Source organism: Allochromatium tepidum (genome assembly GCF_018409545.1).
GTDB classification, from domain to species: Bacteria; Pseudomonadota; Gammaproteobacteria; order Chromatiales; family Chromatiaceae; genus Thermochromatium; species Thermochromatium tepidum_A.
This window is the reverse complement of sequence record NZ_AP024563.1, coordinates 171,614-189,287: the sequence shown is the minus strand read 5'-3', so window position 1 is coordinate 189,287 and position 17,674 is coordinate 171,614. Positions and strand designations below refer to the sequence as shown.

The 17,674-nt window shown below is 66.6% G+C and carries 20 protein-coding genes; 8 read left to right on the top strand and 12 right to left on the bottom strand.

The features are described 5' to 3' along the window. Positions 1–11: 11 nt before the first annotated feature. Genes gspE through Atep_RS00890 form a run of 6 tightly spaced genes read right to left on the bottom strand, consistent with a single transcriptional unit; the run spans position 12 to position 8,016 of the window. Complete coding sequence (gene gspE, locus Atep_RS00915) at positions 12–1,835, bottom strand: type II secretion system ATPase GspE (RefSeq protein ID WP_213379642.1); 1,824 nt, start codon at positions 1,833–1,835, stop codon at positions 12–14. A gap of 4 nt (positions 1,836–1,839) precedes the next feature. Beyond that, positions 1,840–3,705, bottom strand: coding sequence for a polysaccharide biosynthesis protein (locus Atep_RS00910; RefSeq protein WP_213379640.1), 1,866 nt, complete (start codon positions 3,703–3,705; stop codon positions 1,840–1,842). After that, on the bottom strand, positions 3,702–4,748 hold the full coding sequence (locus Atep_RS00905; protein WP_213379638.1) for an MraY family glycosyltransferase: 1,047 nt from the start codon (positions 4,746–4,748) through the stop codon (positions 3,702–3,704). Before Atep_RS00905 ends, Atep_RS00910 begins: the two co-directional genes overlap by 4 nt. A gap of 37 nt (positions 4,749–4,785) precedes the next feature. After that, positions 4,786–5,337 carry a DJ-1 family glyoxalase III gene (locus Atep_RS00900; protein ID WP_213379636.1) on the bottom strand — a complete coding sequence of 184 codons (552 nt, stop codon included), beginning with the start codon at positions 5,335–5,337 and terminating at the stop codon, positions 4,786–4,788. A gap of 30 nt (positions 5,338–5,367) precedes the next feature. Further along, the gene (locus tag Atep_RS00895; protein WP_213379634.1) at positions 5,368–6,696 is read right to left on the bottom strand and encodes a S41 family peptidase; all 1,329 of its coding nucleotides are present in this window, start codon (positions 6,694–6,696) and stop codon (positions 5,368–5,370) included. Positions 6,697–6,705: 9 nt separating this feature from the next. Next, positions 6,706–8,016, bottom strand: a complete 1,311-nt coding sequence (locus tag Atep_RS00890) for a murein hydrolase activator EnvC family protein (protein ID WP_236786319.1) — start codon at positions 8,014–8,016, stop codon at positions 6,706–6,708. Between the two features lie 218 nt (positions 8,017–8,234). Between Atep_RS00890 and Atep_RS00885 the strand changes: the two genes are divergently transcribed. The 4 genes from Atep_RS00885 (at position 8,235) to Atep_RS00870 (ending at position 10,616) form a co-directional block, all read left to right on the top strand. Beyond that, on the top strand, positions 8,235–8,603 hold the full coding sequence (locus Atep_RS00885) for an ArsR/SmtB family transcription factor (RefSeq protein ID WP_213379631.1): 369 nt from the start codon (positions 8,235–8,237) through the stop codon (positions 8,601–8,603). A gap of 48 nt (positions 8,604–8,651) precedes the next feature. After that, on the top strand, positions 8,652–9,074 hold the full coding sequence (locus Atep_RS00880) for a rhodanese-like domain-containing protein (protein WP_213379629.1): 423 nt from the start codon (positions 8,652–8,654) through the stop codon (positions 9,072–9,074). A 61-nt stretch (positions 9,075–9,135) separates the two neighbouring features. Further along, positions 9,136–9,609 carry a protein-export chaperone SecB gene (secB, locus tag Atep_RS00875; RefSeq protein ID WP_213379627.1) on the top strand — a complete coding sequence of 158 codons (474 nt, stop codon included), beginning with the start codon at positions 9,136–9,138 and terminating at the stop codon, positions 9,607–9,609. A gap of 2 nt (positions 9,610–9,611) precedes the next feature. Beyond that, complete coding sequence (locus tag Atep_RS00870; protein WP_213379625.1) at positions 9,612–10,616, top strand: NAD(P)H-dependent glycerol-3-phosphate dehydrogenase; 1,005 nt, start codon at positions 9,612–9,614, stop codon at positions 10,614–10,616. Here the strand turns inward: Atep_RS00870 and Atep_RS00865 are convergent. Beyond that, a complete protein-coding gene (locus Atep_RS00865) occupies positions 10,613–11,089 on the bottom strand; it encodes a tRNA (cytidine(34)-2'-O)-methyltransferase (protein ID WP_213379623.1) in 477 nt (158 codons plus the stop codon). The genes Atep_RS00870 and Atep_RS00865 overlap by 4 nt on opposite strands. A 107-nt stretch (positions 11,090–11,196) precedes the next feature. Between Atep_RS00865 and Atep_RS00860 the strand changes: the two genes are divergently transcribed. Beyond that, positions 11,197–11,421, top strand: a complete 225-nt coding sequence (locus Atep_RS00860; protein WP_213379621.1) for a hypothetical protein — start codon at positions 11,197–11,199, stop codon at positions 11,419–11,421. Between the two features lie 99 nt (positions 11,422–11,520). Here Atep_RS00860 and Atep_RS00855 read toward each other — a convergent pair whose 3' ends face one another. Beyond that, positions 11,521–12,522, bottom strand: coding sequence for a DUF4124 domain-containing protein (locus Atep_RS00855; RefSeq protein ID WP_213379620.1), 1,002 nt, complete (start codon positions 12,520–12,522; stop codon positions 11,521–11,523). Between the two features lie 3 nt (positions 12,523–12,525). Beyond that, complete coding sequence (gene pyrE / locus Atep_RS00850) at positions 12,526–13,167, bottom strand: orotate phosphoribosyltransferase (protein WP_213379619.1); 642 nt, start codon at positions 13,165–13,167, stop codon at positions 12,526–12,528. A gap of 84 nt (positions 13,168–13,251) precedes the next feature. Between pyrE and Atep_RS00845 the strand changes: the two genes are divergently transcribed. Further along, positions 13,252–13,929 carry a sulfite exporter TauE/SafE family protein gene (locus Atep_RS00845; protein WP_213379618.1) on the top strand — a complete coding sequence of 226 codons (678 nt, stop codon included), beginning with the start codon at positions 13,252–13,254 and terminating at the stop codon, positions 13,927–13,929. A 15-nt stretch (positions 13,930–13,944) separates the two neighbouring features. Here Atep_RS00845 and Atep_RS00840 read toward each other — a convergent pair whose 3' ends face one another. Next, positions 13,945–14,571 carry a D-sedoheptulose-7-phosphate isomerase gene (locus Atep_RS00840; RefSeq protein ID WP_236786317.1) on the bottom strand — a complete coding sequence of 209 codons (627 nt, stop codon included), beginning with the start codon at positions 14,569–14,571 and terminating at the stop codon, positions 13,945–13,947. Positions 14,572–14,790: 219 nt separating this feature from the next. On the opposite strand from Atep_RS00840, the gene Atep_RS00835 reads away from it, so the two are divergent. Both Atep_RS00835 and Atep_RS16340 read left to right on the top strand, forming a co-directional pair. Then, positions 14,791–14,976: a P-loop NTPase family protein gene (locus Atep_RS00835; protein WP_213379617.1), complete on the top strand. Its 186-nt coding sequence runs from the start codon at positions 14,791–14,793 to the stop codon at positions 14,974–14,976. A gap of 16 nt (positions 14,977–14,992) precedes the next feature. Continuing rightward, positions 14,993–15,886 (top strand): nitrogen fixation protein NifQ, encoded by an 894-nt coding sequence (locus tag Atep_RS16340; protein ID WP_236786315.1) that lies wholly within the window; start codon positions 14,993–14,995, stop codon positions 15,884–15,886. A 1-nt stretch (position 15,887) separates the two neighbouring features. Here the strand turns inward: Atep_RS16340 and Atep_RS00820 are convergent, their stop codons facing one another. Both Atep_RS00820 and Atep_RS00815 read right to left on the bottom strand, forming a co-directional pair. After that, positions 15,888–16,973 (bottom strand): acyltransferase family protein, encoded by a 1,086-nt coding sequence (locus Atep_RS00820; protein ID WP_213379616.1) that lies wholly within the window; start codon positions 16,971–16,973, stop codon positions 15,888–15,890. Positions 16,974–17,029: 56 nt separating this feature from the next. After that, entirely contained in the window at positions 17,030–17,629 is a 600-nt protein-coding gene (locus Atep_RS00815; RefSeq protein WP_213379615.1) for a hypothetical protein, read from the bottom strand. Between the last annotated feature and the right edge of the window lie 45 nt (positions 17,630–17,674).

The window sequence follows — 17,674 nt, the reverse complement described above, 5'->3', positions numbered from 1 at the left end:
AGTCAAAGGACTCAATCCGCCTCGGCCACGCGCAACACCTCCTCGATGGTGGTTCGCCCGTCGAGCGCTTTGCGCAGTCCGTCCTGATACATGGTCTCCATGCCCTCCTCCATCGCGATGCGCTTGATCTCGGTGGCCGTGGCATGTGCCAGGATGGCCTGCCGGATGGCTTCGGACATGATCAGCACCTCGGTGATGACCAGCCGGCCGCGATAACCGGTTCCGTTGCACTGTTCGCAACCGACGGCGCGCTGGAGATCGACCTCGCCGGCCGGCCCGCTCAAGCCCTTGATGTGCGCAAAGCGTCCGGCCAGCTCGGGCAGGGCGCGATAGGACTCGCGACAGTGCGGACACAGCCGGCGCACCAGCCGCTGGGCGAGGATGCCGTTGATGGTCGAGGTCAACAGATAATCCTCGACGCCCATGTCCAGCAGTCGCGTCACGCCGCTGGCCGCGTCGTTGGTATGGAGCGTCGAGAGCACGACATGACCGGTCAGGGCCGACTGCACCGCGATGCGCGCCGTCTCCAGGTCGCGCATCTCGCCGACCATGATGATGTCCGGATCCTGGCGCACGATGGCGCGCAGCGCGCCCGCGAAGGTCATGCCGATGGACGACTTGACCTGGATCTGGTTGATGCCGGGCAACTGGTACTCGACCGGATCCTCGACCGTGATGATCTTGCGCTCCTGGGTGTTGAGCCGGCTGAGCGCGGTATAGAGCGTGGTGCTCTTGCCCGAACCGGTCGGCCCGGTGACAAGTAGAATGCCGTAGGGCTGTTCGAGGATGCGATTGAGCCGCCGGCGCGGCCCGCCGTCGAAACCGAGCGCGTCGAGATCGAAGCGCACGCTCTCCTTGTCCAGCAGACGCATGACCACGCTCTCGCCGAACATGGTCGGCACGGTCGAGACGCGCAGATCCAGCTCCTTGCCCTGGATGCGGATCGGGATGCGTCCGTCCTGGGGCAGACGGCGCTCGGCGATGTTGAGCTTGGCCATGATCTTCACACGCGAGATCACGGCCGCCGTGGAGCGCGCCGGCGGGGCCTCGACTTCCTTCAAAATCCCGTCGACGCGATAGCGGACCTTCAGCTCATCGGCGAAGGGTTCGATATGGATATCGGAGGCGCGCGACTCGACGGCACGCTGGATGAGCTGGTTGACCATGCGGATGACCGGCGCCTCGCTGGCCAGATCCTTCAGGTGCTCGATGTCCTCCTCGTCGAAATCGCCGAAATCGGCCTCGGACTCGCCGGTCTCGGGCGCCTCCTCGACCTTCTCGTAGAGCCGCTCGATGGCCGAGTCGATCTCGCTCGGCAGGGCGACCACGGCCTCGATCGGTCGGTCGGCGGCCAGGGCGACGGCGGCCCGGACGAAGTCGTCGACCGGATTGGCGAAGGCGACGCGAAGCTGCTCCGCGTGCTCGGCGAGCACCAGCACACGCGCATCCTTCATGAAACGCAGCGTGAGCAGATCCTCACGCACCGGCTCCTCGGGGAAGTCCGCTGCTGTGGCCAGCGGCAGGGCCAGCACCTCGGACATCGCCTGCGCCATATCGCGCTCCGAGACCAGCCCCAGACGCACCAGCAGGGGCAAGAGCGGCTCGCCCGCGTCCTCGGCCAGACGCCGGGCGCGCGCCATGTCGGCGGCGGTCAGCTTGGACTGGGCGAGCAGGTGACCGGCGATCCGGGACTCGGCGCTCGGCTCGGGCGGCGCGGGCGCTTCGGCCAAAGACTCAGGGATCGAATCCGCCGGTGCGTCCGGCAACGAGTCGTCCGGTTCGTCGCGCCGGGCGCTGATCGGCGGCGCGTCCTCTAGGATGGCGTCTTCTTGCATCGGATCAGCCCCTGGTCTCGTTGGAATGAACGGGTTCGGAACGCCAGTCGGGGAGCAGGTCTCGGAGCGCACTCAGGATGAGCCCCTGGTCCGTCCCCTCGACGGACTGCGCCAGCCGACTCAGACGCTCTTTGAGTTCCAGGCTGCTCAGTCCGTTCGACTGGCGCGCGCGGTTGATCTTGGGGTGGCGCGTCTCGATGAGTTGCTCGGAGTCGTGGAAGAGTTCCTCGTGGAGCTTCTCGCCCGGACGCAGGCCGACGTATTCGATGGCGATGTCCTCGCCCGGCTCGCGCCCCGAGAGCCGGATCATCTGCTCGGCCAGATAGCGGATCCTGATCGGCTCGCCCATGTCGAGCACGAACACCTCGCCGCCGTCGCCGATCACGGCCGCCTGCATGATGAGCTGGCTGGCCTCCGGGATGGTCATGAAGAAGCGCTCGATCTCGGGATGGGTGACGGTCACAGGCCCGCCCTGCTCGATCTGGCGCCGAAACAGCGGCACCACGCTGCCGGCAGAACCGAGCACGTTGCCGAAGCGCACCGTGATGAAACGGCACTCCGAGCGACCGTCCAGATCCCGGCACAGCATCTCGGCGAGCCGCTTGGTCGCGCCCATGACATTGGTCGGGTTGACCGCCTTGTCGGTCGAGATGAGCACGAAGCGCTCGCAACCGCTCGCCGCCGCCGCTTCGGCGACCCGGAGCGTGCCGAACACGTTGTTGCGCACGGCCGCGCGCGGCTGATCCTCCAGGAGCGGCACATGCTTGTAGGCGGCGGCATGGAAGACGATCGCCGGCCGCTCGTCGCGAAAGAGCGCCCGGATCGCGGTCGCGTCGGTCACGTCGAGCAATCGGCGCGCGATCGGCAGTCCGGGATGGGTCTCGGTCAGTTCCATCTCGATGCGATAGAGATTGAACTCGCCATTGTCGACCAGGATCAGGCGTGCCGGACCGGCGGCGGCCAGTTGGCGCACCAGCTCCGAGCCGATCGAGCCGCCCGCGCCCGTTACCAGGATATTGCGTCCGGCCAGTCCGGCGTGGATCTCGCGCCAGTCGAGTTCGACCGGTTCGCGTCCGAGCAGATCCTCGATCGAGACCGGACGCAGTTGATGGAAGTCGACCTCGCCGGTCAGGAGTTCGCGCAGCTCGGGCAGGATGCGGAAGGGGCGTCCGGTCTGCTCGCAGAGTTCGACCAGACGGCGCATCTCGCGCGCGCTCGCCCCGGTCACGGCCAGCATGATGAGCTCGATGTCGCGCTCCTGCACGATCTCGGGGATGGCCGAGGTCGGCCCGAGGACCGGCAGACCCTGGAGTTCGCCCCCCTGGCGCCTGAGCGTGTCGTCGACGAAGCCGACCGGGAAATAGGCGCGACTGGGATCGCGCAGCAGATCGCGCGCCAGCAGATCGCCCGCGCGGTCGGCGCCGACGATCAGCACCCGCTGCCCGGACGACAGATTGAAGCGATGATCCTTCAGCCAGCGATAGAGCAGACGCGGCCCGGCGAGCAGGATGAGCTGGACGCCGAAATAGAGCACGGGCACCGAGCGCGGCACATGCAGCGAGCGGTTGAGGATGAAGAGCGCGACCACCACCAGTGCCGTGCCGATCAGCACCGCCTTGGTGATGCGCACCAGATCCGGGACGGAGGCGAAGCGCCAGACGCCGCGATAGAGCCCGAACAGCCAGTAGACGCCGGCCTGGATCGGAATCACCCAGGGCAGGGCCTGGAGCGCGCCGCTCAGGAACTCGGGCGGGATGGTGTCGAGATTGAAGCGCAGCCAGTAGGCGAGCATCCAGGCGATCGGAATGCTCAGCAGATCGTGCGTGAAGGCGGCGGTGCGCGAGCGCAGCCGGTCGACGAGCGGATTCATGCGGCATCCATCCGGGCGCGACGCTCGACCAGCCCGACCTTGAGATGGATGACCCCGTAGATCAGGGTCCAGGCGCCGAGCAGCCTCCATTGATCGGCGGTCGTGAGTCCGGGCGCCGCGATCGCGCAGGCGCCCACCGCCGCCATCAGTCCATAGGCGCGCAGCACCGTTTGCCGATGACTCCAGCCGGCCAGCACCAGACGTTGATAGTGATGCGAGCGATGCGCCTCCCAGACCCGCTCGCCGCGCGCCAGACGCGCCAGCAGCGTCCAGGTCGCATCGACGATGAAGGGCGAGAAGACCAGCCAGGCGACCCAGAGCGGAAAGAGTCCGAGCTCGACGCCCCAGAGCGCGAGCGCGGCGGCCAGCAGCCCCAGGCTCGACGAGCCGACGTCACCCAGGAAGATGCGTGCCGGCGGAAAGTTGCTGACCAGGAAGCCGCCGGCGGAGGCCGCCACGCCGAGACAGATCAGCACATAGCCCGACTCGCCGCCGCGCCAGCCGAACCAGGCCAGGGCCAGGAAGCCGAAGACCGCCATGCCGCCGGCCAGACCGTCCATGCCGTCCATGAAGTTGTAGAGATTGATCATCCAGACCACGAACAGCAGCGTGAGCACGAGCGCGAGCCAGCCGGGGAACACCAGCGTGAAGCCGGGCAGATCCAACCGGCCCCAGCCCAGTCCGCCGAACACGAGCAGGCCGGCGGCCAGCCCATGGGCCGTCAGCCGCACCAGTGGGGAGAGATCCCCGAGGTCGTCGAGAAAGGACACCAGCGCGACCAGCAGTAGCGCGCCTCCGATCCAGCCCGATTCGGCTGCCATCCAGCCCAGCCCGAGCGCGGCCAGGAGCGTCAGGAGCACGCCCGCCAGCACACTCAGTCCGCCCGAGCGCGGTACGGGAGTGGCGTGCAGTGAACGCTCGTTCGGATGATCGAGCGGACCGAATCCAGAACCCGCCCGCGTCGCCAGCCGGCGCGTGAGCAGCAGACTGAGGATCAGGGCGGCCGGGGAGACGAGGGCGAGCGGCGCGAGGCTGGGCGACATGGGACAGCGGTCGATGGATGGCGGCTTGTATTCGTCTTCAGTGCGAGCGGATCAGGGCCGACTCGACGGACTCGCGCCGCTCGCGACCGGCGAGCGACTCGATGAGCGCGAGCGCGAAATCCATGGCCGCTCCCGGACCGCGTCCGGTGATCACCCGGCCATCGATCGCGACGGCGGCGTCGATCAGGTTCAGACGCGGGAAGTCTTCCGGCTTCACGCAGCCCGGATAGCAGGTCGCCCGTTTGTCGTCGAGAAGCCCGGCGCTCGCCAGCACCTTGGGGGCGGCACAGATCGCCGCCGTGTAGGCGCCTCGCTCGGCGTGACGACGCAGAATGTCGAGCACGCGCGGATCGTCTTCCAGATACTGGGCGCCGGGCAGTCCGCCGGGCAGCACGACCATGTCGAAATCCTGGTCGGCAACGGCCTCCAGCGTGGTGTCGGGCAGCAGCACGGTATCACGGCTGGCCTTGACCGGTCCCTCGGTCAGACCGGCGGTCACGACCTCGATCTCGGCCCGGCGCAGCAGGTCGATGATGGTGACGGCTTCGAGCTCCTCGCAGCCTTGAGCGAGCGGGACGAGTACGCGCATGGCGGATCCTCCGGAATCTGGATGGTTGACTCAGGGTTTGGCCGCCGCGCCGAGGATGTTCAGCCCCTTGAGCACGTTGAGTGCCTCGGAGAGCTGGAAGTCCTCGACGGCGAGCGGCAGGGGCGCGGGTTCGGCCGGCTCGTCGGTCGCGGGCGCCTGCCCGTCGAGATGGCGCACCAGATTGGCCTCCTTGAGCGAGCCGAGTCCGGGATCGGCCAGCGGCTTGAACTCACCGCGTTCCAGGGTGATGTCGGGCACGATGCCGTTGGCCTGGATCGAGCGCCCGGACGGGGTGTAATAGCGCGCGGTCGTCAGCTTCAGGGCCGAGTGCTCGTCGATCGGCACGATGGTCTGGACCGAGCCCTTGCCGAAGGTCTGGGTGCCCATGACGATGGCGCGCCGATGATCCTGGAGCGCGCCGGCGACGATCTCGGAGGCCGAGGCACTGCCGGAATTGACCAGCACCACGATGGGCGCGCCGTCGAGCACGTCGTCCGGACCGGCCTTGAAGCGCATCTGGCTGTTCTTGACCCGACCTTCGGTGTAGACGATCAGCCCGTCGGTCAGGAACGCATCGCTGACGCCGACCGCACCATTGAGCACGCCGCCGGGATTGTTGCGCAGATCGAGCACCAGTCCCTTGAGCCGGCCCTCGCCGGCTTTCTTGAGCTCGTCGATCGCCTTGAGCATGTCGTCCGTGGTATGCGCCTGGAAATGCGTCAGACGCACATAGCCGAATCCGGGTTCCAGCATCCGGCTCTTGACGCTCGCCACCTGGATGACCGCGCGTTCGAGGACGACCTCGAAGGGCTTCTCGTCGCTCCCGCGCAGGATGCTGAGCCGGATCTGGGTGCCGGGCTTGCCGCGCATCAACTGCACGGCCTCGTTCAGACTCAGTCCCTTCACCGGCTTGTCGTCGATGCGGATGATCATGTCGCCGGCCTGGAGTCCGGCGCGCTGGGCCGGAGTGTCGTCGATCGGCGCGATCACCTTGACGAAACCGTCCTCCATGCCGACCTCGATGCCGAGTCCGCCGAACTCGCCGCTGGTGCCGACCTGGAGATCACGGTACTCCTCGCCGTCGACATAGGACGAGTGCGGATCGAGTCCCGACAACATGCCGCGGATGGCGTTCTCGATCAATGACTTGTCCTTGACCTCCTCGACATAGTCCTCCTTGAGGCGCCCGAAGACATCGGCGAAGGTCCGCAGTGCGTCGAGCGGCAGATCCTGGGGCGTTTCAGCGGCCGGAGCGGTTCGGGCCGGGGCCGGCGCGATGGAGGCCGGTTCCTCGGCGCAGGCGACGGCGCCGATCAGAAGACCAAGACATAGCGGCGGGACGAATTGAAGGCGCATCATCATGAATCCCTAGCGGACGGTGGTTCGTATTGTGCGAAAAACGGCGTTGGGCACAGTGTCATGAAAGGATCGCATGTTTCGCGTCGATTCGACAGATTCGGTGAGCGAGCGATCAGAGCGCCCGCCTGTCTCATGAGCGGCGGGCCGGGCCCGACTGGAGCGCCGATCGTATCGGCCCTGACTCGCGCACCAGACGGCCGGATCCTGGGGACGCCCATTGTGTCGGATGGCGAAGTAGAGCACGGGTTCCCGGCGTCCGCCGCTCTTGCCGCTGAGCGCGATGGGGTCGCCGGTCGCGACCCATTCGCCGACCTCGCGCAACAGCGCCTCGTTGTGGCCGTAGAGCGTCATGTAGCCGTCGCCGTGATCGATCACGATCAGCAGACCGAAGCCGCGCAGCCAGTCGGCATGGACCACGCGCCCGTCCTTGACCGCGCGCACCTCCTCGCCCTCGCGCGCCGCCAGCAGCACGCCGTCCCAGTCGATCTCGGTCGTCTCCTTGCGCGTGCCGAAGGCCGCGAGGATGCGACTCTCCAGCAGCGGCCAGGCGAGCCGGCCCTTGAGCTCGGCGAACGGATCCTGCTGGATGTCGAGTTCGGCCTGGATCTGGGCGTGCTGACGCAGATGCTCGACCAGCAGCTTCAGGGATTCGGCGTCGCGCTTGAGCGTCTCCAGGGTCTCGGCACGGCTGGTGATGCTGGCCTCCAGATCGCGCAAGACCTGGGCGCGACGTGTCCTGGCCTCTTCGAGCCGCAGGCGCGTGGCCTCCTGACTGCGCGCCAGATCGGCCAGTCGGTGCGCCTCGTCCTCGGCGTCGCGGGCGAGTCGTTCGAGTCGCTCGGCGCGTTGCTGCACGGCCTGGATGCGCTTCATGCGTTCGCGATTGAAATAGGCGAAATAGGACATGACGCGGCTGGCGCGGGTCGGATCCTGCTGGTTGAGCAACAGCCGCAGACGGTCGGCGCGTCCCATGACATAGGCCGTTCGCAGCAGATCCGCGAGCAGATCGAGCTCGATACCCAGCGCCGCCTGTTCCTCGACCTGGCGCGCGCGCAACTCGCCGGCGATACGATCGTGTTCCGCGACCAGACGCTCCAGCTCGCGATTGGCCAGCGCCAGCTCGGCAACGTTGCGCTCGCGCGCCTCCAGCTCCGCGATCAGGGCGCGCCGGTCGGCGTGCCTGTCGCTCAATTCGCGTCCGATGTCCTCGAGCGAGCGCTCGACCGTGCTGAGATCCCGTTGTCGCGCGTCCAGCGTCGGATAGGCGTCCGATTGAGCGAACGACGGACTCGATGGCGACAGAAGCCCGGTCAGGAACACGACCGTGCATCGGCTCCACAGGGATGCACGTCCGGACGAACCGGACCATCGGAGCGCCGCTGGAGTTCCTCGCTGGAATCTCGGATTGGATCCGTGAAGGATACTAGGCATCGATGGTGTCCGAGTTGATGACGTTGCGCGCTTCTCGTCCGGGCGCTTCGCAGTCGGTCGGAAAGCGTTTATCATTGTACGGTGATAAATCGATCAGATGCGATCCAATGGCAGTCAACCCGAGTCACTCCGTCCGTCCGGTATCGAGTCTCCCCGAGCACGCGGGCGAGGAGATGGATCTGTTCGCCGACGACGCGGACATCGAGCGCGCCTCGCGCTCGCTCAAGGCGATGTCGCATCCGTTGCGTCTGAAGATCCTCTGCACGCTCGGTGATCAGGAGATCAGCGTCCAGGAGATCGTCGAGCACGTCGGCACCTCGCAGAGCAACATCTCGCAGCATCTGGCGATCCTGCGCGACAAGGGCATCCTCGCCTCGCGCAAGGACGCCAATCGTGTCTACTATCGCGTCAGCGACAACCGCACCCTGCAACTGATCGGGATGATGCGCGAGGTCTTCTGTCATCACACCCGCTAGGGCGAGCCGCCCAGCCCGATCCCCATTCCGAACGAGACGGCTCACACCATGTCACAACTCATCGAGTTCATCGGTAATCACTGGTTCCTGTTCCTGGCCCTGATCGTGATCCTGGGCCTCCTGACCCACAACCTCATCGTCGGCGGCAAGGGCAGCGTCGGTCCGCTCCAGGCCACCGAGATGCTCAATCATCGCGAGGCGGTCATCATCGACGTGCGTCCGGCGGCCGACTATGCGCGCGGGCACATCATCAACGCCCTGAACATCCCGATGAACGGCTTCAGCAACCAACTGGCGACCCTGAACAAATACAAGGGCCGGCCCATCATCGTCAATTGCCGGTCCGGCGCCCAGTCCTCGGTGGCCTGCGCGCATCTGCGCAAGGCCGGGTTCGAGGAGGTCTACAACCTCCAGGGCGGCATCATGGCCTGGGAGTCGGCCAACCTGCCCCTGACGCGCAAGAAACGCTGATCCGTCGGCCGCGCCCCATCCCGCGAACCCATCCATCTTCACACAGCACTCAGGTACCGGCATGACCGAAGAACAGCAGACCAACGAACGTCAATTCTCCGTCCAGCGCGTCTATACCAAGGACGTCTCCTTCGAGTCGCCCAACGCGCCCGAGATCTTCCGGGGCGAGTGGAAGCCGCGTCACGAGCTCAACCTCAACACCAAGATCAACCAGCTCGACCCCAATGTCTACGAGGTGGTGCTCGCGGTCACGGTGACGGTCAAGGTCGAGGAGAAGACCGCCTTCCTGGTCGAGGTCCAGCAGGCCGGCATCTTCACCGCCCACGGATTCACCGAAGAGGATCTCGGGCCGCTGCTCGGCGCCTACTGCCCCAACCTGCTCTTCCCCTATGCGCGCGAGGTCGTCTCGGATCTGGTGGTCAAGGGCAGCTTCCCGCAACTGGTGCTCCAGCACGTCAACTTCGACGTGCTCTTCGCCCGGCATCAGCAGCAGGCCGCCGAACAGGGCGGCGGCGCCAAACCGGTCCAGCACTGACCATGAGCGCGCCGGCCCGGATCGCTCTGCTCGGCCCCGGCTCCTGGGGCACGGCCCTGGGGCTGCAACTGTGCCGCAACGGTCACGCGGTGCGGCTGTGGGGCCATGAGACGGCCCAGATCGAGGCGATCCGCCGCGCCGGCGAGAATCGTCACTTCCTGCCCGGTCATCCGCTCCCGGCCGGGATGCAGCCGACGGATTCGCTCGACGCGGCGCTCGATGCGGCCACCGACTGTCTGGTGGTCGTGCCGAGTCAAGCCTTCCGACTGGTCGCGCGCCAACTGGCCGAGCGTCTGCCGGCGGATTTCGGCGTCGCCTGGGCGACCAAGGGGCTGGACGTGGCCAGCGGTCAACTGCTGCACACGGTCGCTCAGGAAGAGCTCGGCGAGCGACCGCTGGCCGTGGTCTCGGGTCCGAGCTTCGCCGGCGAGGTCGCACGCGGACTGCCGACGGCGGTGACGGTCGCCTCCAACCAGCCGGAGTTCGCCGCCCGGTTCGCCACCCTGCTGCACGGCTCGACCTTCCGCGCCTATACCAGCCCGGACATGGTCGGGGTGGAGATCTGCGGCGCGGCCAAGAACGTACTGGCCATCGCCACCGGCATCGCCGATGGTCTGGGCTTCGGCGCCAACACGCGCGCGGCGCTCATCACCCGCGGACTGGCCGAGCTGATCCGGGTCGGGACGGCGCTCGGCGGTCGACCCGAGACCTTCACCGGACTGGCCGGACTCGGGGATCTGGTGCTCACCTGCACCGACGATCAGTCGCGCAATCGGCGCATGGGTCTGGCGCTCGCCCGTGGCAAGACGGTCGAGGAGGCCAAGGCCGAGATCGGTCAGGAGGTCGAGGGCGTGGTCACGGCCCTGGCCGTCCATCGGCTCGCCGTGCGGCTCGGCATCGAGATGCCCATCAGCGAGCAGGTCTATCGCGTGCTCCACGAAGGCGTCTCACCGGTCGAGGCCACGCGCGCGCTCCTGGAGCGCGAACCCAAGCCGGAGTTCGGCTAGGTTCCTATTTCAGCCGCGCCGGCGAATCCCTGACGGCGCCAGGCCTCGTAGAGCACCACGGCCACTGAGTTGGAGAGATTGAGACTGCGGTTGCCCGGACGCATGGGAATGCGGAGGCGCTGGTTCTCAGGTACGGACTCCAGTACCCCCTCGGGCAGACCGCGCGTCTCGGGGCCGAATAGAAAGGCATCCCCCGGCTGAAAATCCAGATCGACATAGGGCACGCGCCCGCGCGTACTGACGGCCAGGAGTCTGGGCCGCTCCAGGGTCGCGAGACAGGCCGCCAGCGATCCATGTATCCGCACGTCCGCCCACTCCCGATAGTCCAACCCCGCCCGCCGCAGCAACCGGTCGTCGAGCGAGAAGCCGAGCGGCTCGATCAGATGCAGACGCGCGCCGAGATTGGCGGTCAGACGCATGACATTGCCGGTATTGGGCGGAATCTCCGGCTCGTAGAGGATGATCTCGAACATATCGGTGGGGCTTTACATCTTTTCCTGGGCGCGTGCTATATTAATGCATCCGCATTTACTGAAACCACAAGGCTCGACAGCCAATCCCAGACCGGGGGACACCTTCCATGACCGACATCGCGGCGCTGAAGAAAGAAAAGCAGGATCTGATCGACAAGATGCTGGAGATGCAGAAGCAGTTCATCGAGTACGAGCACCAGCACGGTGTCTCCGGCAAGGACTATTGGGCCTCCTCCGACGGTCTGCTCGCCAACTACCGGCAGGAATACATGGACATGGCCAATCGGGTTGTGGATCTGGCGCACGAGATCGTCGGCTCCTCGCGTCTCTGAGGATCGCCCGCCCGTCCCGACACCGTCCGGCGGTCGGGGCCAGGCACGCCAAAACCGCTCTCAGGCGGGTTCGTCGTCTCTGGGGGAGCGCATTCGAGGTCATTCGTCCATCACGGCGGCCCTGAAGCCGGCGCGCACCTCGGGTACCCTCGGGTCGAGGCAGGCCAGACTGGCGGTCAGACGATTCTTGCACTGGACGTCCAGATAGATGTGGACCGGCTGGTCGGGCGCGCGTTGCGTCCAGGAGATCGTGAGCGTGCGATTCTCGCGCTCGTCGTGCTGGAAGGCTATCAGGAGTCCGGCCTCCAGGATCTCGCCCTCGCGATCCGAGTGGGTGCGGACATAGTCGACGGCGCGCTCCCAGTAGGCATGGCACCTGGCCTTGTCGCTGCAACTCACCAGAGAGCCGTTGAGTGACGACCCCGTCGTGTCCTGGGACGCGGCCGGCGGCGGCAGTCGCCGCAACTGCCTGAACCGCTCGATGGTTCGCGCGAACTCCTCTTGTACGGCCTGCTTGCGATATTCGTTTTCGACGATCTCGGCGTAGTCCGCGCGGATGCGCGTCGTCGCGGCCTCGATCTTGCCCCTCAGCTCGTCGGGAAGAGTCTTGCCGTCCTTGTGGAGCGTCCGGCGCTCCTTGTCGAGCTCGACCAGACGGCGGCTCTCGTTGCGCACGCCATCGCGCTTGGCCTGGATGACGGCCTCGACGGCGGCGACGCGACCGTCACGGGCCAGCTCCAGTTCATCGACCGTGCGGTAGAGCTTCAACAGACGCTCGTCCTCGGCCCGACGCTCGACGCGACGCCGCTCCTCCTCGGCCTTCCGGCGCTCCAGCTCCTTGGCGCGCTCCAGTTCCTCGCCGGTCGGCACCGCCGGCCGGTTCTCGACGGCGATGCCCTGCTCCGACAAGCGGGCACGTGCCTTGTCGGCCTGCGAGGGCGGCACCTGATCGCTATAGTGGACCTCGCCCTGGTCGTCGACCCAGCGGTACAGATTCTGGGCCTGAGCGGTCCAGGACGCCAGCCCAAGGGCCGGGATCAGCATCAGGACCGCCAGTCGTCGGACCGATACGGGCGGCTTGGATGGGGCCGAGCGGTTCATGGTTCAGATTCCGTAGCTCGTGCGATAGGCGCGCATGGACTCCAGCAAGGCGGCGTCCGTGCCTGTTTCTTCGAGGTAGAGGATGAGATCGGCCATCGTCAGCAGGCTCCGGACCGGCAGGCCGAAGTGATCCTCGACCTCCTGCACCGCCGAGCGCGCGCCCTGACCGCGTTCCTGGCGGTCGAGTGCGATGACCACACCCGCCGGCGTGGCCCCGGCCGCGCGGATGATCTCGACCGACTCGCGCACCGAGGTGCCGGCCGTGATGACGTCGTCGATGATGAGGATGCGCCCGGCGAGCGGTGAGCCGACGATCAGCCCGCCCTCGCCGTGATCCTTGGCCTCCTTGCGGTTGAAGGCATAGGGCGTGTCGCGTCCATGCTCGACGGCCAGCAGCACGGCCGTGGCGGCGGCCAGCGGGATGCCTTTGTAGGCCGGACCATAGAGCACGTCGAAGGCGATCCCGGAGGCCTGGATGCCTTGCGCATAGGCGCGCGCCAGCCGTGCGAGCCGCTGCCCCGTGGCAAAGAGACCGGCGTTGAAGAAATAGGGACTGTGGCGACCGGATTTCAGGGTGAAGTCACCGAAGCGCAGCGCGCCGATCCCGGTGGCGAAATCCAGCAGTTCACGTTGATAATCGAGCATCGATGAGATCCTGTCCGCCCTGGCGGAAGTGAGTGAAGCCTCGGGATCGCGTCTCGGTGAGTCGGGTTCCACGAGGTCTCCACGATGGAAGTGTCACAGCCACAAGTGTACTTCACGGCCCTGGCCGTCGGGTTGTTGGGCGGCGTGCATTGTCTGACCATGTGCGGCGGGCTGGTCGCCACACTGACGCTGGGACTGAGCCCCGAGATCCGCCGCGATCCCCGGCGGATGCTGCCCTATCAGCTCGTCTACAACCTGGCGCGCATCAGTGGCTACGCGGTGGCGGGTGCGCTCTTCGGCGGTCTGGGCGCCGTGCTGGTCGAGTTCGAGACCCTGCCCGTGATGCAGCGTCTGCTCCAGGGACTGGCCGGCCTGACCATGGTCCTGCTGGGGTTCTATCTGGCCGGCCGGTCCGCCGCGCTAGCCGCCGTCGAGCGCTTGGGGGCGCCGCTCTGGCGCCGGCTGGAGCCCATCGCGCGGCGTTTCCTGCCGGTCCGACGCCTGGGACAGGCGGCCGTCATCGGCTTCCTCTGGGCCTGGCTGCCCTGCGGCCTGGTCTACAGCCTGCTCATCATGGCGATGTCGAGCGCCGATCCGCTCGCCGGGGCACTGATCATGCTGACCTTCGGCCTCGGCACTCTGCCGAACCTGCTCGGCCTCGCGCTCCTGGCCGGCGCCGTAGCGCGTCTGGCCGAGCGCCCCTGGATCCGGCGTCTGGCCGGACTGCTGGTGATCGGCTTCGGGCTGACCATGGTCGTGTGAGGCGGTCGCCCGGTCTCAGTCCCGATTCAGGGACTCGACGACCTCGCACAGGAAGTGCCCCAATACCAGGTGCATCTCCTGGATGCGGGGCGTCTCACACGAGGGGACGGCGAGCACGATGTCGGCCTGGGGCGGCAGATCCGCGTGCCGGGCGCCGGTCAGCAGCACGCTCAGGACGCCCTTGCCGGTCGCCGTCTCCAGGGCACGGCGCACATTGGGCGAGCGTCCGCTGGTCGACAGGGCCCAGAGCACGTCGCCCGGACGGGCCAGCGCGGCGAGCTGACGCGCGAAGATCTCGTCGAAGGAAAAATCATTGGCCACGGCCGAGGTGGCGCTGGTGTCGAAACCGAGCGCAATGGCCGGCAACGGACGGCGGCCCTTGTCGAGGAAGGGACCGATCAGCTCGCCGCTCAGATGGGTCGCCTCGCCCGCGCTGCCGCCGTTGCCGCAGATGAAGAGTGTGGCGCCGCGCGCGATGGACTCGGCGGTCCGGGTCGCGGCCTCCAGCGTCGCCGCCAGCAGCGCCTGATCGGCGCGCACGCGCCCGAGCAGCTCCAGGGTGGCCTCGAGTCGGCTCGTCAACCGCTCCGCGAGCGCCTGGGACTCGGAGGCGTTGGCCGGGACGCTGTTCTCGTTTTGCACAGATTTGATTCCGAGAGTTCGTTTTCAAAAATTTTTCAGATCGCCACCCACCTCGGGCAGTGCGCATTCTAACATCAGGCGCCGCCTGGACTCCGGACGGGACTCGACGCCCAGTCGAAGCCACGCGATCCCCCGCCTGCCGCTCGAACGCCCTGTTTCGTGCTATACCACTCATAGACGCTTGCACCCTGTAACACTAATCCAAGGGTTCGAAGACTGATGAGCAATCTCGAGGATAGACAACGGCAAGCACTCGGCCAGATCGCCGAAATCAAGCGTATTTCCTGTGCGATCGATCATGCCTTGCAACACCGGACGCCGGCGGCCGTTCTGATCACGAGCGCCCAGCCGGGAGAAGGCAAGAGTCTCTTCGCCTCCGCGCTCGCGAGCCGGGGACGGCAATGATCGCGCCTTCGCCGGCATGATCGCCACGCGCGCGGCCGGCGGCGGCGCCCTGCCCGCCTGGCTCGGGCTGGATCAGGCCGACTTCAAGCGCCTCATGGCGCATCATTTCCCCGGCGTCTCGCCGGACGTGCTCGGTTCCTGCGATGGCGCGAGTCCGCTCCTGGGCAACCGCCTGGAAGAGCGCGAGGAACTGATCGAACTGCTGCTGACCCATCGCGCCGGGCGCTCGCCGTCCGAGACCTGGATGGCGCGCGTGGTCGCCAGCGGCTGCCTGGCCGACGATCATCTCTGGCACGATCTCGGACTCTGGAACCGCGCCGAGCTGACCGAGCTGATGCGGCGCAACTTCCCCGAGCTGGCCGTGCGCAACGTCCAGGACATGAAGTGGAAACGCTTCCTCTACAAGCAACTGTGCGAGTCGGAGGGCATCTATGTCTGCCGTGCGCCATCCTGTGGGGTCTGTGTCGACTATCGGCTGCAGGCCCATGTCACCCACCACAATAGCCTGTCCGACCTCGGCACCCTCACCGTCATCCGGATGACTCAGACCGCCCTGCTCGGCGGATCGCTCGAAGATCTGCGTCGACTCGCCGCGGAACTGGTCGAGGCGGACTCCCGCTTCGCCTTCGACGGCGAGCGCCGTCAGGACGATCCCGGCGGCTATATCGTCGAGACCCTGCGGGCAGTCTTCCAGGCGCTGTTCGGCACGGATGGCTTCGAGTCGGCCCTGATCGATGTGGTCAATCGCGGTGGCGATGCCGATACCACGGGCGCCATCCTCGGCATGATCGCCGGTGCCCTGTACGGATTCGACGCCATTCCTCAACGCCGGCTCAAAGCCCTGGATCGGGAAACGGCCCGTCTCTGTCGCCGGCAGGCGCTGGATCTATTGAGCAGGTCTCAGCGATGAATCAGCCATGTCGCTTGAGCTCCCCCTCTCCCCAACCCCTCTCCCGCGAGAGGATAGGGGCTTGCGTCGGCTCGCGATGCGATGCCAGGCGACGACCGAAGGTGCGCGCCGGATGCTCGATCAGGTGATAGCCCAGCAGGGCCAGCACCAGCACCGCGAGCCCGCAGGCAATGAAGGCCAGGGCGCCCGGCAACGCCAGATCCGACCGCTCGTAGAGCCGCAGCACCAGGATATGGAACAGATAGACGCCATAGCTCAGGTTGCCCAGGAAGAAGGCCGACTGTCGAGCGCGTCCGTCCAGACCGCCCAGCAGACCCAGTAGCCCGAACAGCATCAGCCCATAGCCGATGGCACACAGCAGGCTGAAATAGGACTTCAGCCACAGATGAGCGCCGATCCCCGGATCGCCGTGACGCGCAAAGAAGAGTCCCAGGCTCAGCCAGAGCGCCAACCCGCCTGCACCGGCGAGCATCGGCCACAGGCGCTGTCCCGAATCACGCCAGCGCTGGTGCGCGACATAGACGAAGACTCCCACCAGGAACTCGATCAGGATGCCGGGCAGATGGACCCGCAGGATCGACAGCCGGTTCGGATCCGGACTCGCGAAGGGCGTGGCTCCCAGCACGATCCCGAACCGCACGACACAAAAGATTCCGAACAGCGCCGGCACCACCCGCAACCGGCCCGCGACGATCAGCGCCAGCAGCGGCAGCAGCAGATAGTATTCGACCTCGACCGGCAGACTCCAATAGGCCGGATTGAAGAAGAAGGCTTCGTGCGCGCCGCTGGTGGTGCCGAGAAAGACCAGATGTCTGAGCAGATAGAGTAGCTTGTCGGGCGACTCGGGCGCGATCAGGTAATACAGCGGCAGCGAGACCAGATAGAGCGGATAGAGACGGAAGACGCGCCTGATCGCATAGGGCCGGATCGCAAAGCCGCCCGACAGCAGCAGCGGGGCGAACACGAAGCCGCTGATCACGAAGAACAGATCGACTCCGGTCCAGAGGAATTTCAAAAAGGCCGGATCGGGCGTGAGCAGATGGGCGGCATGGGCCGTGAAGACCATCCAGGCGGCCAGGCCGCGCACCAGTTCGATGACGGGGTTCAGATCGGCTCCTCGACAGTGTCGCGCTGTGGCGGTGTCTAGGCCGCCGTGGGTTCCGGCGTCGAGGATACCGCGAGCAGGTCCGAGATGTCGGCCTGTAGGATCTCGATCCCGCGTTTGTCGCAGAAACGACGCTCCTTGTCCGTCGGTTCCGGGATCAGCGCCCAGCCGGTTGGAGCACCGGAGCCATAGGTCATGTCCGAGAAGACCATGCGCTCGGTGTCGCGCAGGAAGCGCAGTCCGAGACAGACGTACTGCTTGCCGGTACGGAGTGTCTTGACGAAGCTCGGAATGGCGAATCCGCCCATCAGCTCGGTGATGTATTGGATGTGCGCGAGCCGGCCGTGCAGCGGCGAGCGCGTCCAGGTCCGCTCGGCATAGGTGGTGTTCAGAAAACGGTGGATCGCACCGCGACCGCGCTTGAGTTCGACGTTCATGGCCGCGCGTGAGAAATCCCACATCAGCCGCGGCGACACCGGCTGACCATTGTTCATGGCCAGGATGAGGCTGTCGCCGTCGGCCGGGATCGGTTCGCCGGTCTGCGGATCGACCGCGCCGGCTAGAGCGCCCGGTCCCAGATAAGGGACCAGATCGCCATCGGCCAGACCGGCGGCGAGAGTTTCGAGGCTGACTGACATCTTCGTGACTCCAGATACGAGAATGGTTCTTCACGAAATCTGGGC

Excerpts from the sequence above, each read along its gene's own strand:
- Atep_RS00895 (WP_213379634.1), bottom strand. The coding sequence starts at position 6,696 with ATGATGCGCCTTCAATTCGTCCCGCCGCTATGTCTTGGTCTTCTGATC.
- Atep_RS16340 (WP_236786315.1), top strand. The coding sequence starts at position 14,993 with ATGATCGCCACGCGCGCGGCCGGCGGCGGCGCCCTGCCCGCCTGGCTC.
- gspE (WP_213379642.1), bottom strand. The coding sequence starts at position 1,835 with ATGCAAGAAGACGCCATCCTAGAGGACGCGCCGCCGATCAGCGCCCGG.
- Atep_RS00870 (WP_213379625.1), top strand. The coding sequence starts at position 9,612 with ATGAGCGCGCCGGCCCGGATCGCTCTGCTCGGCCCCGGCTCCTGGGGC.
- Atep_RS00815 (WP_213379615.1), bottom strand. The coding sequence starts at position 17,629 with ATGTCAGTCAGCCTCGAAACTCTCGCCGCCGGTCTGGCCGATGGCGAT.
- Atep_RS00910 (WP_213379640.1), bottom strand. The coding sequence starts at position 3,705 with ATGAATCCGCTCGTCGACCGGCTGCGCTCGCGCACCGCCGCCTTCACG.
- secB (WP_213379627.1), top strand. The coding sequence starts at position 9,136 with ATGACCGAAGAACAGCAGACCAACGAACGTCAATTCTCCGTCCAGCGC.
- Atep_RS00900 (WP_213379636.1), bottom strand. The coding sequence starts at position 5,337 with ATGCGCGTACTCGTCCCGCTCGCTCAAGGCTGCGAGGAGCTCGAAGCC.
- Atep_RS00845 (WP_213379618.1), top strand. The coding sequence starts at position 13,252 with ATGGAAGTGTCACAGCCACAAGTGTACTTCACGGCCCTGGCCGTCGGG.
- Atep_RS00860 (WP_213379621.1), top strand. The coding sequence starts at position 11,197 with ATGACCGACATCGCGGCGCTGAAGAAAGAAAAGCAGGATCTGATCGAC.
- Atep_RS00880 (WP_213379629.1), top strand. The coding sequence starts at position 8,652 with ATGTCACAACTCATCGAGTTCATCGGTAATCACTGGTTCCTGTTCCTG.
- Atep_RS00855 (WP_213379620.1), bottom strand. The coding sequence starts at position 12,522 with ATGAACCGCTCGGCCCCATCCAAGCCGCCCGTATCGGTCCGACGACTG.
- Atep_RS00835 (WP_213379617.1), top strand. The coding sequence starts at position 14,791 with ATGAGCAATCTCGAGGATAGACAACGGCAAGCACTCGGCCAGATCGCC.
- Atep_RS00865 (WP_213379623.1), bottom strand. The coding sequence starts at position 11,089 with ATGTTCGAGATCATCCTCTACGAGCCGGAGATTCCGCCCAATACCGGC.
- pyrE (WP_213379619.1), bottom strand. The coding sequence starts at position 13,167 with ATGCTCGATTATCAACGTGAACTGCTGGATTTCGCCACCGGGATCGGC.
- Atep_RS00905 (WP_213379638.1), bottom strand. The coding sequence starts at position 4,748 with ATGTCGCCCAGCCTCGCGCCGCTCGCCCTCGTCTCCCCGGCCGCCCTG.
- Atep_RS00885 (WP_213379631.1), top strand. The coding sequence starts at position 8,235 with ATGGCAGTCAACCCGAGTCACTCCGTCCGTCCGGTATCGAGTCTCCCC.